The sequence below is a fragment of the Tenacibaculum sp. M1.3A genome, from assembly GCF_057732375.1.
Map to the genome: position 1 here is coordinate 502,830 of NZ_JBYJEF010000001.1, position 13,177 is coordinate 516,006.

General features: G+C 30.0%; 12 protein-coding genes. 7 read left to right on the forward strand and 5 right to left on the reverse strand.

The annotated features are described in order from the left end of the window. Positions 1 to 293 precede the first annotated feature (293 nt). Positions 294 to 923: an SOS response-associated peptidase family protein gene (locus tag AC28QF_RS02300; RefSeq protein WP_488199969.1), complete on the forward strand. Its 630-nt coding sequence runs from the start codon at positions 294 to 296 to the stop codon at positions 921 to 923. A gap of 19 nt (positions 924 to 942) precedes the next feature. Here AC28QF_RS02300 and AC28QF_RS02305 read toward each other — a convergent pair whose 3' ends face one another. Further along, positions 943 to 1,980 (reverse strand): helix-turn-helix domain-containing protein, encoded by a 1,038-nt coding sequence (locus tag AC28QF_RS02305; RefSeq protein WP_488199968.1) that lies wholly within the window; start codon positions 1,978 to 1,980, stop codon positions 943 to 945. 153 nt (positions 1,981 to 2,133) lie between these two features. On the opposite strand from AC28QF_RS02305, the gene AC28QF_RS02310 reads away from it, so the two are divergent. Continuing rightward, entirely contained in the window at positions 2,134 to 2,607 is a 474-nt protein-coding gene (locus AC28QF_RS02310) for a hypothetical protein (RefSeq protein ID WP_488199967.1), read from the forward strand. Positions 2,608 to 2,649: 42 nt separating this feature from the next. Continuing rightward, positions 2,650 to 2,850, forward strand: coding sequence for a hypothetical protein (locus tag AC28QF_RS02315; protein ID WP_488199966.1), 201 nt, complete (start codon positions 2,650 to 2,652; stop codon positions 2,848 to 2,850). Between the two features lie 48 nt (positions 2,851 to 2,898). On the opposite strand, the gene bshA is transcribed toward AC28QF_RS02315, so the two are convergent. Together bshA and AC28QF_RS02325 are read right to left on the reverse strand one after the other, a co-directional pair. Further along, the gene (bshA, locus tag AC28QF_RS02320; RefSeq protein WP_488199965.1) at positions 2,899 to 4,026 is read right to left on the reverse strand and encodes an N-acetyl-alpha-D-glucosaminyl L-malate synthase BshA; all 1,128 of its coding nucleotides are present in this window, start codon (positions 4,024 to 4,026) and stop codon (positions 2,899 to 2,901) included. Positions 4,027 to 4,207: 181 nt separating this feature from the next. Beyond that, positions 4,208 to 5,053, reverse strand: coding sequence for a transketolase (locus tag AC28QF_RS02325; RefSeq protein WP_488199964.1), 846 nt, complete (start codon positions 5,051 to 5,053; stop codon positions 4,208 to 4,210). Between the two features lie 521 nt (positions 5,054 to 5,574). Here AC28QF_RS02325 and AC28QF_RS02330 point away from each other — a divergent pair. After that, positions 5,575 to 7,086, forward strand: a complete 1,512-nt coding sequence (locus AC28QF_RS02330) for a helix-turn-helix domain-containing protein (RefSeq protein ID WP_488199963.1) — start codon at positions 5,575 to 5,577, stop codon at positions 7,084 to 7,086. Positions 7,087 to 7,273: 187 nt separating this feature from the next. On the opposite strand, the gene AC28QF_RS02335 is transcribed toward AC28QF_RS02330, so the two are convergent. Beyond that, the gene (locus AC28QF_RS02335; RefSeq protein ID WP_488199962.1) at positions 7,274 to 8,533 is read right to left on the reverse strand and encodes an asparagine synthetase B; all 1,260 of its coding nucleotides are present in this window, start codon (positions 8,531 to 8,533) and stop codon (positions 7,274 to 7,276) included. Positions 8,534 to 8,605: 72 nt separating this feature from the next. Beyond that, positions 8,606 to 10,132: a replicative DNA helicase gene (dnaB, locus tag AC28QF_RS02340; protein ID WP_488199961.1), complete on the reverse strand. Its 1,527-nt coding sequence runs from the start codon at positions 10,130 to 10,132 to the stop codon at positions 8,606 to 8,608. Positions 10,133 to 10,260: 128 nt separating this feature from the next. Here dnaB and AC28QF_RS02345 point away from each other — a divergent pair, with 128 nt between their 5' ends. The 3 genes from AC28QF_RS02345 to pepT are packed head-to-tail and all read left to right on the forward strand — an operon-like array spanning position 10,261 to position 13,161. After that, positions 10,261 to 11,331, forward strand: coding sequence for a DUF3810 domain-containing protein (locus tag AC28QF_RS02345; protein WP_488199960.1), 1,071 nt, complete (start codon positions 10,261 to 10,263; stop codon positions 11,329 to 11,331). A 7-nt stretch (positions 11,332 to 11,338) separates the two neighbouring features. Next, entirely contained in the window at positions 11,339 to 11,893 is a 555-nt protein-coding gene (locus tag AC28QF_RS02350; RefSeq protein WP_488199959.1) for a hypothetical protein, read from the forward strand. Positions 11,894 to 11,922: 29 nt separating this feature from the next. Next, positions 11,923 to 13,161 carry a peptidase T gene (gene pepT / locus AC28QF_RS02355; RefSeq protein WP_488199958.1) on the forward strand — a complete coding sequence of 413 codons (1,239 nt, stop codon included), beginning with the start codon at positions 11,923 to 11,925 and terminating at the stop codon, positions 13,159 to 13,161. The last annotated feature ends 16 nt before the right edge of the window (positions 13,162 to 13,177 follow it).

The window sequence follows — 13,177 nt, forward strand, 5'->3', positions numbered from 1 at the left end:
GTTAATAATGAGCACAACTATTGTGCACTACAAAATTACCTACAAACTTAAATAATACTTTACTCATTTACTTTAATTGTTAACTCATTTAAAAAACAACACAAAAACTGAAATGAGCTAAGAACTGTTTCTTTTGAAGCAAGAATACTCTATTCTTCTATTTAAATTTGTTGCTGTAGAATATGAATAGAAAAACATTAAAGTATATTTAATAAACACCTTATTTAAAAGGTAAACATATACTTGTTACTGACGCTTACTAATGTTTTAATGAAGAAAATAAATTAATAAACATGAATTACAAACTCTCTAACATAGCAACAAAAGAACGAATAAAAGATTTTACTAAATTATCTTTTAAATATCCTTATTTATACAAGCCTAAACGTAAAATAAATGGTCTTAAAGAACAAACTGTTAGCCTTATTACTTTAGAAAACCCCAGTATAATTACACAAGGTATTTGGGGATTACTACCACAAAATTACACCGAAAACTGGAGCAAGTTTCAAAATATTAAAAACACACTACACACTAATAAGTTAGATATTAAAAAAAATATATTATTTAAAGAAGCGTTATTTAACAGAAGGTGCTTATTAATAGTTACTGGTTTTTACACCCATAAAATTATTGATAATACTATTAAAAATTACTTGGTAGAGAAAAAAAATCAAGAACCTTTTTATTTAGCTGGCATTTACAATGTAACAAGCGATGGTTTTATAACCTGCTCTGTAATTAACACAAAAAGTACTGAAGAATTAAATTCTTTTAATAACATTTATGAAGTTATGCCATTACAAATACCTAAAATATTTAAAAGTATGTGGCTTAATTCTAAAACCGATATTGATGAAATTGATTATCTAATTGACAACCCTTATGGCACAAAACTAAATATTCAAATAATAGCTTCTTAGCTATGCTTTTAAAAACTTGTTAACATATTTTTATTTTACTTTCTTGTTTGTTTTTTAAAAACTCACTCGGGCTAATACCATATTTTCTTTTAAAAATTTTAGAAAAATAACTTCTACTAGAAAAACCAATTGAATACACTATTTGCGAAATGTTGTAATCCGTATTATTAATTAAATCACGTGCCTCCTCTAACCGAACATGCCTTACATACTCTGTAACAGTTCTTGAAAAAAGCAATTTAAATCCTTCTTGTAGTTTAGCTTGTGGCAAACCTATTTCATTAGCTAAATCTTCTACACTATAGTCTTCAGCTACTTTTTTAAGTATCTTCTGACCTACTTTTCTTACTAAGCTAATTTCCTTTTTTGTTAAAGATGTACTCGGTTTTTTATCTCTCTCTACATCTTTATTGTGCTGGAGCATGTGTTCTGATAAAATTTGGTAAACAATACCCTCTTTTATCAAAATACGAATCATCCCTTTTTGTTTAATAGCATTATACTGTTTAATAAAATTCGCCAATTTTAAATTATACGTACCAAAATAAGCAAAAACCTTTTCGTGTTGTTTATCATAAAAGACTTCATATAATTTCTTATTCAACACAGAAGCATCATTTAGTCGCTTCTTGATAAACTTTATTCTATTAATTTGAATTAAATGCATTTTTATTTTTACATTCTTTTCAAAATGTTTATAATTATGCCCTCCTTCTTTACTTGATATAATTACAGATTGATATTCCTCTAGTTTTCTTTTTTTATTTTCTAGTTCAAACCTATGATAACTATAACCTTCTGTAGTATATGTAAAATGAATTGGATTAAATTCAGAAGCGTCTATAGCTATTGTAATATCATCTAAAAAAACAATATCATATTGTAATACGCTTCCTCCCCATTCAAAACTTAAAAAAGTAATTTTTCCTTGTGCAAACTCATTATCAACCTCTAAAATATGCTCTCCCCATCTTTCTGTTAAAGTCCCTCCAATTACTTCTTGCAACTGCTTAACCGCCCCAACAGTATCAGTAGCAGTAATTTTTATAGTCGTCATTCGTTTTTGGGTATAAATTTACAGATATTTATTGTTAATATGTTAAAATATGTTAATTTTTATTTGGTATGAGCAAACATCAAAAACATATGAGCTAAACTCACTTATAATGATGTCGTAATTTTGCATTGTAACATTAAAAAACATAAATAAATGAAAATTTTAAAAATAGTACTTATAAGTTCTTTCTTTTTTTTAGCTTTAAGCGCTAGCGCTCAGCAAATATCAAAAAATGCCATTGGTGTTAGAATCGGTGATAATGACGGATTTGGAGGAGAGCTTTCTTATCAACACTATTTAAAAGAAAATAATAGATTAGAATTTGATTTAGGTTTTAGAAACTCAAAAAACGTTGATGCCTTTAAACTTGTAGGTTTATACCAATGGGTACACAAATTAGATGGTAACTTTAATTGGTTTGTAGGTGCTGGTGCTGGTATTGGTTCTTACAACACTCCTGGAAACGATGGTTTTTTTGCTTTAGTTGCGGGTGATTTAGGTATCGAATATAATTTTGATATTCCTTTAATTATGTCTTTAGATATTAGACCAGAACTAGGTTTAAATAATGAATATAGTGATGATTTAGATTTAGATATTGCCTTAGGTATCAGATACCAGTTCTAATAATAAAAAAAAAAACTCAATTAACCTTAAAATAAAAACATTATGGATAAGATCGTCAAAACATTATTAATTATCTCAGGATTGGTATTAACTGCATACGGTGTATATAAAGTTATTGCTCCTGAGGCAACAGTAGATATTGGTATTGCAGAATTTAGTTCACAAGATAATAAAAAAGCTTACATTTCTTTAGCTGTAGGTGTAGCAATACTAGTTATTTCTGGTTTTGTAAAAAAGAAATAATTTAAAATTACAACAAAAAAAAGCAAGACGATGTCTTGCTTTTTTTTGTTATTTTATGGAACAACTTTTATAAATATCTTCATAAACTGGCAATATTTTCTCTAAAGAAAACAACTTAATATGTTCTTTCGCATTTTCTTTAAATCTATTTAAAACAACATCGTCTTTTAATATTTTAATGGCATTTTTAGCCATATCATCTACATCTCCTAAATTACTTAAATACCCTGTTTCACCATGAATATTTACTTCTGGTAAACCTCCACAATTGGTTGAAATAACTGCTGTACCTGCTGCCATAGCCTCTAATGCTGCCAAACCAAAACTTTCGGTTTCTGAAGGCAATAAAAAAACATCAGAGTAACACAGTATTTTAGCAACTTCATTAGAGTTACCCATAAATAATACTTTATCTTCAATGTGTAATTTTTTTGCTAATTTTTCAGCTTTTAAACGCTCAGGGCCATCTCCTACCATTAATAATTTCGAGGGTACTTCTTTTTGAATTTCATTAAAAATTTTAATCACATCATTGGTACGTTTCACTGGGCGAAAATTACTAACATGCGTAATTATTTTTTCTTCTGGTGTAGCTAAAGCAATCCTTTTACACTCATCTTGATGTGCTTTATTATATTTTTCACCATCAATAAAGTTATAAACGACTTTAATATCTTTATCTATATTAAATAACCGCAAGGTGTCTTCCTTTAAACTGTTAGATACTGCCGTTACTTCATCTGATTTATTAATACTAAACTCCACTGCTGTTTTATATGTCGGATGACTACCTACTAAAGTAATATCGGTACCGTGTAATGTGGTTACTACTTTAATGGTTATACCTTTGTCTTCTAGCATTTTTTTAGCCATGTAAGCGGCATATGCATGCGGAATTGCATAATGAACATGTAAAACTTCTAGTTGATGTTTCTGTACCACCTCAACCATTTTACTAGACAACGCTAATTCATAGGGTTGATATTGAAATAATGGATATTCTTCTAAAACTACTTCATGAAAATGTAAACGATGCGAGAAAAAATCTAATCGAACAGGTTGATTATAAGTTATAAAATGTACTTCGTGTCCTTTATCTGCTAAAGCCATTCCTAACTCTGTTGCTACTACTCCACTTCCTCCAAATGTAGGATAACATACTATTCCTATTCTCATATTTACGCTTGATTATTACAGTAAGATTACTAACGTAAATTTACGGTATTACTTACGTTTTTTTGTGAATAAAAGCATAAAAAAACGTCATTACGAACGAAGTCAAGTAATCTTATAACTTAAGATTGCTTTCATACTTCCTCGCAATGACGTTTATAATATAAACTCTGAGTTTATTTTTTTAATAGTCTCCTAATGTTTCAGGGTTTTGAGCCAATGACGAAGCTAATTGTTCATCGTTTGGAGCTTTACCATGCCAAGCATGTGTATTCATCATAAAATCGATACCGTTACCCATTTCTGTGTATAATAACACACAAACTGGTTTTCCTTTACCTGTACGAGATTTTGCATCTGCCATTCCGCTTAAAATAGCTTCTACATTGTTTCCTTCTCTTACTTCTAATACATCCCAACCAAAAGCTTCAAACTTTGCTCTTAAGCTTCCCATTGCGAGTACTTGATCAGTAGTTCCGTCTATTTGTTTTTCGTTTACATCAATAGTTGAAATTATATTATCAACTTTTTTTCCAGATGCATACATTGCCGCTTCCCAGTTCTGACCTTCTTGTAATTCACCGTCACCATGTAATGTGTATACAATTTTATTATCTCCGTTTAACTTCTTTGCTTGCGCAGCGCCAATAGCAACACTCATACCCTGACCTAATGATCCTGACGCGATACGAATACCTGGTAATTTTTCGTGTGTTGTTGGGTGCCCTTGTAAACGAGAATCTAATTTTCTAAACGTTGCTAACTCTGCAACAGGAAAAAAACCACTATGTGCTAAAACACTATAGTAAACTGGCGATATATGTCCGTTTGATAAAAAGAATAAATCTTCGTTATTTCCGTCCATTTTAAAATCAGTAGAATAATCCATGATTTCTTGGTATAAACAGGTTATAAACTCTGCACACCCTAAAGAACCTCCCGGATGCCCTGAATTTACTGCGTGAACCATTCGAACGATATCTCTACGAACTTGTTGTGTAAAATCTTGAAGCTGTTGTGTTGTTGGCATTGTTGTTTTGTTTTATAGCAACAAAAGTAACTGTTTATAAAACAATTGCCAATTACTTTTTTTAATTCTTAAAAATAAAAAGGGTTCGTGAATTTAAAATTTCTTTTTCATTTAATTTTCCCTTCTAAACAATACAGTTTCCGAACCCTTCATTTACGTATTCCAAAGAACAAGAATTTATGCTTAATTGACAAAACACTGTAGTCTGTTTTCATGAATACCGTGTTATCAAAAACACAACCATATCTTTTTCAGACTTTTAAAAAAAATGCTTTTTATCATAAAAATGGTAGATTTGAGTATCCTAATAACACTATATGTACTTTACAATAAAAAGAACACTTTGTTTTTTTACTTTTTTATCTTTCAGTTTAACTATTAACAGTCAAAACACAACTTCTTTACCGGATTCATTATCGAGTAAAAGTTATATAGAGTTATCTGATTTATTCTACAATAGCAAACCTGACACCTTAAAAGCAATAGCATATGCCAATGCTGTTTATTTTAAAGCTCTAAAGATGAAAGATACTATTGAAATGTTAGATGGGAAATATTATTTAGCTGATATAAAAAATGACGAAAGTATTTATTTAAACTATTGTGACTCTTTAATTGAGATTACAAAAAAGAAACCTTCTAAAAATTTCCCTGCTGCTATATATATTAATAAAGCAAAATTTTATTTTCATAAAAAAGAAAATAGTAATTCTTTAAAAGAATTAGTTAATTTAAATAATTATTTGAGCAATAATAAAAATGACAGTATAAAGTCTTTAGCTTTAATACAATTATCTTCTATAAAAAATTCTATTGGAGATAATAAAGAAGCATTATTACTTCAAAAAAAAGCATATGAATATGCTTACAAGAAAAACTACTTAAAGAGTGATGAATTTTCTACTCTTCCTCTAAATATATCATTAACATATAGAAATTTGAACGAAATTGATTCTGCTTATTTTTACAACAATATAGCTATCAATTTGTATGAAAAAATAAATGATACAATAAGTCTTGGTTACTCATTTTATACTCTTGGGTATATTCAAGACAAAATGAGAGAATATAAGAAAGCTGTAAAATCTTTTAAAAAAGCTATTCCCTCTATAACTAGTGATGAAAATTATAGAACTTTGACGAGGGTATATACCAAAATCGGAATTTTATATGATTCTATAAACGATTTAAATAGCTCTTTAAAATATCATTTAAAAGCCGACTCATTAAATGTTTTAAAAAATATTTCAAGCTCTTCATTAGATAAAACTTATCAATTTCTTTACAACTATCATAAAAAGAATGCTAATTTAAAAGAACAATTAATTTATCTTAATAAACTTCTAGAATTAAAGGATTATAGCCTTAACGAAAAAAATAAAATTAATAAAACCTTTACTGAAGAATACGATATACCGAACTTATTATCTGAAAAGAAAACAATTATAAGTCAATTAGAAAATCGCGTAAAAAAAGCTCAAAGAAATAAATTTATTTACATCTCACTTCTTATTATTGGTTTTATATTAATCATGTATCAATTAAGAAAAAAAAGCGTTTATAAGAAACGTTTTTTAGCTTTGGTTAATCAAGAAAATTTGATTACTAAAAAACCTGTAATTTTTAGAAACGCTACCAATACTATTGCTGTTAAGCATAACATACCAAAAGACATCGTTTCTCTTATTTTAAAAGAGTTAGAGGTTTTTGAAAAAAAAGAATCATTTTTAGATACTGATAATAGCTTACAGAGCTTAGCTAGAAAATTTAACACCAATAGCAACTATTTATCTAAAATAATAAATCAACATAAAAAAACCACTTTCTCTAACTATATTAATAACCTTAGAATCAATTATATTATTGAGAAACTAAAAACAGATTCTTTGCTAAGAAAATATACAATTAAGGCTATCGCCAGCGAAGTCGGCTTTAAAAATACTGAATCTTTTTCGAAAGCTTTTTATAAGGTTACAGATATTAAACCTTCATACTTCATTAAAGAATTAGAAAAAAAGAATACTAAGCATTAAATTTATTGGCTTTATTTTTTGTCCAAAAAAAAAGATTACTTAATTTCATTCGTAATGACGCTTCAAAAAACTATTCGTAACGTAGCTACAAGTTGCGAAGTAGTCTTTAATAAATAAACGACCTATTACTATTTAAAATACAAACAAAAAATATTACTTCGTTTCATTCGCTATGACACCAATACAATCAAGTTTTTTGCTTTTTCTTTTTTGCAGCAGGAAATAACACATTGTTTAAAATTAAACGATACCCTGGTGATGTTGGATGTAAATCTAACTCCGTTTTCGGGTCTCCTACTCTATGCTGATAATCTTCTGGATCATGACCTCCATAAAAAGTAAACATACCTTTTCCTTTAGTTCCGTGAATATATTTACCTTCTCCGTTGGTTTTATTTTCTCCTAAAATCATTACGGTAGATTTTACAGTACTGCGATCAAAAGAAGTTGTTTGTCCCATAAATGCTTTTACCAACTGTGTGTGGTTTTGAGTTAACATGGTTGGCACTTGATCCCATTTTGCAGAGAACTCTCCTAACGTAAAATAATCAACCTCTTTTTTAATTCTGCGTTTACGAGTCATATCAATCGACGAAAACTCGTAAGTTGTTGGATTACGAATCAACTCAAAATCTTTAAAAGCAAAGGTTTTATTAAAATCTATTTTAGATTGATAATTTGGTTCTGAAGCATCGCCATCAAACATTCCTTCCGCAATATCAACTCCATCTGCAGCTAAGGCAATATCAAAACTATCAGTTGCAGAGCACATGGCAAACATAAATCCGCCACCAACTACGTAGTCTCTAATTTTTTTTGCTACTGCTCTTTTTTCTTCTGATACTTTACTGTAGCCTAATTTTTTAGCCAATGCTTCGGCATCTTTTTTTTGTTGAATATACCAAGGTGCCGTTCTAAAAGCTCCGTAAAAACGACCGTATTGACCCGTAAAATCTTCGTGATGCAAATGCAACCATTCGTACAGTAGTAACTTATCACTTAACACTTCTTCATCGTAAATTACATCAAACGGAATCTCTGCATAAGCCAATACCATAGTTACAGCATCATCCCAAGGCATTTTACCTTTTGGCGAATACACAGCTATTTTGGGCGCTTTTTCTAAAGTTACTGCTTCTTGATTTTTTGAAGGTGATGAAATTTCTTCTAAAATTAATGCTGATTTAGCATCTGAAATTACCTTATATGAAACTCCTCTTATTTTACATTCTTTTTCTACAGAATCATTGTTTTCTATTAAAAAAGCACCGCCATCGTAATTTAACAACCATTTTGCTTTTAATCCGTTTTGCAACGCGTAATAAACAATTCCGTATGCTTTTAAATGATTTTTCTGATTCTCATTACTCATAGGAACATAAATAAAAGATGCCCAAATTGAGTTTGAAAAAAGAATAAAAGTAAGTAGATATAATATTTTCTTCATAATTAAAAACTAAAATACACAATTACTATGTAGCAATTGTGTATTTATTATAATTTATAAATTGTTTAAGTTTTAAAACGGAACATCATCCTCACTTGGTCCGAATGCATCTTCTGGTGATGCAAAATTACTAGAAGCTACATCTGTATTAAAACCAGATTCAATACCAGAGTTCATACTCGATTGAAACTCGCTACTAATACCTTCTTCTAAATCTGAGAATAAAGCTAAATGCCCTGTAAATTTTAAACGGATATTGTCCATTCCCCCGTTACGGTGTTTTGCTACAATAAACTCTCCTTGCCCTTCACAGGGTGAATGATCATCATCGTCCCACTCTGTCATACCATAATATTCTGGTCTAAAAATAAATGATACAATATCGGCATCCTGCTCAATTGCTCCAGATTCACGTAAATCTGATAATAACGGACGCTTAGAGCCTCCACGCGTTTCTACCGCACGAGATAACTGAGATAATGCAATAACCGGTATACTTAATTCTTTTGCTAATGCTTTCAAGTTTCGCGAAATTGTTGATATTTCTTGTTCACGGTTTCCTCCTGCTCCACCAGCGGTCATTAGTTGTAAATAATCAATTACAATAATTTTTACATTGTGTTGCGATACTAAACGTCTTGCTTTTGCACGTAAATCGAAAATTGAAAGCGCCGGAGTATCATCAATAAATATAGGAGCATCAGAAAGTTTTTTAACCTTTACATTTAACTGTTCCCATTCATGTGGTTCTAAATTTCCTTTACGTAGTTTCTCTGAAGTTAATCCTGTTTCCGAAGAAATCATACGAGTAATTAACTGTACCGATGACATCTCTAATGAGAAAACGGCAACACCATGTCCAAAATCAATCGCCATATTTTTAGCCATTGAAATTACAAATGCTGTTTTACCCATACCCGGACGTGCAGCAATAATAATTAAATCGGATGGTTGCCAACCCGAAGTTAATGCATCTAATTTCGTAAATCCAGTAGCCAAACCACTCATCCCCTCTTTACCCGAAATTTCTTGTATTTTAGTTATAGATTGCTGTACTAGTGAATCGGCTCTTTCTGCTCCCTTTTTAAGGTTACCTTGGGTTACTTCAAATAACTTACCTTCGGCATCGTCTAATAAATCAAAAACATCGACGGTTTCGTTGTAAGCATTTTCTATAATTTCAGATGAAATTGTAATTAATTTTCGTTGAATATATTTTTCTAATATAATTCTTGCATGAAACTCAATATGCGCCGAAGAGGCTACTTTTTGAGTTAAGCCTATCAAGAAAAAATCACCTCCCGCTAAATCTAAAGTCCCATTTTTCTTTAACTGATTAGATACTGAAAGTAAATCAATCGGTTCTGAATTTTGAAAAAGTGTATAAATGGCAGCGTAAATTTCTTGATGCCTTTTATCATAAAAAGAATCAGGTTTAAGAATATCAATTATCTCATCAATACCTTTTTTATCAATCATCATAGCACCTAAAACAGCTTCTTCTAATTCTAAAGCTTGTGGTGGTAATTTTCCTTTTTCAAGACTAATAATTTTAGCCTTGTCAGTTTTAGTTCCTCTGAGAGATTGAGTTCTTTCCATAACTGCAAATGTAATTTTTTAAGCTGATACTTCTAGGAGCTATCTTTAACTTTCTTTATGCACAAATTTTGTAAACAAAACTGTTATTAACTTGTTGATAACGTACTAACTTTCTTATTTTTGATGTTATGCAGTACAATAAAAAACAGCTTACAATAGCTTTAACTTTACCTTTTCAAATATTATTTGTGCATTTTTTTAGCCAAAAAACACAATGGGTAGAGCAATATTATAGCACAGGAGTATATCCTTATATTTCTAATTTTTTTCGTTTTATTTTAGGATGGATTCCTTTTTCATTTGGGGATTTTTTAGGTTTTATATTGATATTTTTGTTCATTAAAGCTATTTATCAATTAATTAAAAACCGATTTAAAAATAGTATCCCGTTGCTTCTAAAGTTCATAACGACTTTATCTATTGTTTATTTTTGTTTTTATGCCTTTTGGGGATTCAATTATTTTCGCGAGCCTTTGGCTAAAAATTTAGGTTTACAACAATCTACATACACAACCGAGCAATTGGTTGAAACTACGCAACAAATTGTTTTAGAATTAAACAAAATACATTTACAAATCACCAATAATGATTCTATAAAAGTTATCGTTCCTTATTCTCAAAAAGAAATTTATCAATTAGCTACAAATGGCTATAAAAACTTAGCTTTTATTTATCCGCAGTTAACGTATAAAAACCCATCTATAAAAAGTTCTTTGGTGAGTTTGTTTCAATCTTATAACGGAACCGCAGGTTATATAAATCCGATTACAGGCGAGGCACAAATAAATGATATGATTCCTAAAACCGGATATCCGTCAACGACTTGTCATGAAATGGCGCATCAAATTGGTTGGGCTGCAGAAAATGATGCAAATTTTGTTGGTTTCTTAGCTGCTATTAAAAATGATGATTTATACTTTAAATATTCGGGATATAGAATGGCGTATAATTACTGTATCGGTCAAATTTACAGGCGAGATAAAGGTTTGGCTTCAGAAATTAAGAAAACGGTAAATATCGGAATTTATAAAGATTATAAAGATAGTTATTTACATTGGAAACAATTTGAAAACCCTATTGAGCCTTATTTAAAAAAAGGTTACAATTCTTATTTAAAGGCAAACAATCAATCAAAAGGAATAAAATCTTACAGTTATGTAGTAGATTTGTTAATCGCTTATTTTAAACATAAGAAATAGAAAAAAAATGAAAAATATAATAACTGTTTTAGTCTTGATTTTAATGATTTCTTGTAATTCATTTCCCGATTTAAAAGAAGAGTTTCCTTGTAAAGAAACCAATTCTTATGGTAATCTTAAAAAAAGTGAAGATGTTAGAAATATGTTTAGCGTACAATTTCCTGAAAACTGGAAAGTAAACTTATATTATGACAATACTAAAACATCTATCTATGCTGCCGACACAACTATTAGCGTAACAAAAACAACACTTATGGATGTTACTTTGGTGCATAAAACTGTTTTTTTAGACAATACTTTTAAGCAGAAAATTACGGATGATAATAAAAAAATGGGCTTATCAGAAATTAAAACCAACGATGTAAATATTCTTAATAAACCTTCTTATTATAGTTATGCTGAAGGTAAAAAAGGCAATTATTCGTATCATATATTAAATACGTTTACTAAAATTAACGATGACAACTTCTTACATGTTAAAACGGAAGTTTATGGAGATTCTTTAGTAGATGAACGAATTTGCAAAGCCCTAAATTTAATTAACAAAACACAACTGAATTAGTTACTTTTGAAACGCTAAAAATTACAACAATGAACAAACAACATATCATCAATCGATTTATAAAATATGTAACTATTGATACTGAAAGCGATCCTAACAATCCTGCTTTTCCGAGTACCGAAAAACAATGGGATTTAGCAAAGGTTCTTGAAAAAGAACTGGTAGAAATAGGAATGGAAGACGTTGATTTAGACGAAAACTGTTACCTAATGGCTACGCTACCTAGTAATTTAGATTACGAAGTACCAACTATTGGTTTTGTGGCACATATAGATACAAGTCCTGATTTTACTGGTGCGAATGTAAAACCGCAAATCCACGAAAATTACGACGGAAAAGACATTATTTTAAACAAAGAGCAAAACATTGTATTGTCTCCTGATTATTTTGATGACTTATTACAATACAAAGGTCAAACTATAATTACTACAGACGGAACAACACTCTTAGGCGCCGATGATAAAGCTGGTGTTACCGAAATCGTTTCTGCGATGGAATATTTAATTCAGCATCCAGAAATTAAACACGGTAAAATTAGAGTATGTTTTCCTCCGGATGAAGAAGTTGGTAAAGGTGCTCATATGTTTGATGTAGAAAAGTTTGGTGCTAAATGGGCTTACACCATGGATGGAAGTCAGATTGGTGAGTTAGAATATGAAAACTTTAATGCTGCTGGTGCTAAAATTACTATAAATGGTAAAATAGTTCACCCAGGCTATGCGAAAGGAAAAATGATTAACTCGATGACAATTGCTAGCGAATTAATCAATGCAATGCCAACCAATGAAGTTCCTGAAAAAACAACTGGCTATGAAGGCTTTTTCCACTTACACCAAATGGAAGGAAAGGTTGAGCAAACCACTTTACAATATATTATTAGGGATCATGATATGGAATTGTTTAAAAATCGTAAACAAGCCATGTTAGATTTAGTTTCAGCAATGAACACGAAATTAGGTAAAGACTTAATTGAGATTGAAATTAAAGATCAATATTACAATATGAAAGAAAAAGTAACTCCGGTTATGCATATTGTTGATATTGCCGAAGAGGTTATGAATGAAATGGGGATTAAACCATTAATTAAACCTATTAGAGGTGGTACAGATGGTTCTCAATTATCTTACAAAGGATTGCCATGCCCTAATATTTTTGCTGGTGGACACAACTTTCACGGGCGTTACGAATACGTACCTGTAGAGAGTATTTTAAAAGCTACCGAAGTAATTGTTGGTATTGCAGAAAAAGTAGCTGTTAAGTTTAAATAAACTTAAGTATGTAAAA

What these genes read in the sequence shown, in the direction of transcription:
- AC28QF_RS02300 (WP_488199969.1), top strand. Translation starts at nt 294, where the DNA reads ATGAATTACAAACTCTCTAACATAGCAACAAAAGAACGAATAAAAGAT.
- AC28QF_RS02305 (WP_488199968.1), bottom strand. Translation starts at nt 1,980, where the DNA reads ATGACGACTATAAAAATTACTGCTACTGATACTGTTGGGGCGGTTAAG.
- AC28QF_RS02310 (WP_488199967.1), top strand. Translation starts at nt 2,134, where the DNA reads ATGAAAATTTTAAAAATAGTACTTATAAGTTCTTTCTTTTTTTTAGCT.
- AC28QF_RS02315 (WP_488199966.1), top strand. Translation starts at nt 2,650, where the DNA reads ATGGATAAGATCGTCAAAACATTATTAATTATCTCAGGATTGGTATTA.
- bshA (WP_488199965.1), bottom strand. Translation starts at nt 4,026, where the DNA reads ATGAGAATAGGAATAGTATGTTATCCTACATTTGGAGGAAGTGGAGTA.
- AC28QF_RS02325 (WP_488199964.1), bottom strand. Translation starts at nt 5,053, where the DNA reads ATGCCAACAACACAACAGCTTCAAGATTTTACACAACAAGTTCGTAGA.
- AC28QF_RS02330 (WP_488199963.1), top strand. Translation starts at nt 5,575, where the DNA reads ATGAAAGATACTATTGAAATGTTAGATGGGAAATATTATTTAGCTGAT.
- AC28QF_RS02335 (WP_488199962.1), bottom strand. Translation starts at nt 8,533, where the DNA reads ATGAAGAAAATATTATATCTACTTACTTTTATTCTTTTTTCAAACTCA.
- dnaB (WP_488199961.1), bottom strand. Translation starts at nt 10,132, where the DNA reads ATGGAAAGAACTCAATCTCTCAGAGGAACTAAAACTGACAAGGCTAAA.
- AC28QF_RS02345 (WP_488199960.1), top strand. Translation starts at nt 10,261, where the DNA reads ATGCAGTACAATAAAAAACAGCTTACAATAGCTTTAACTTTACCTTTT.
- AC28QF_RS02350 (WP_488199959.1), top strand. Translation starts at nt 11,339, where the DNA reads ATGAAAAATATAATAACTGTTTTAGTCTTGATTTTAATGATTTCTTGT.
- pepT (WP_488199958.1), top strand. Translation starts at nt 11,923, where the DNA reads ATGAACAAACAACATATCATCAATCGATTTATAAAATATGTAACTATT.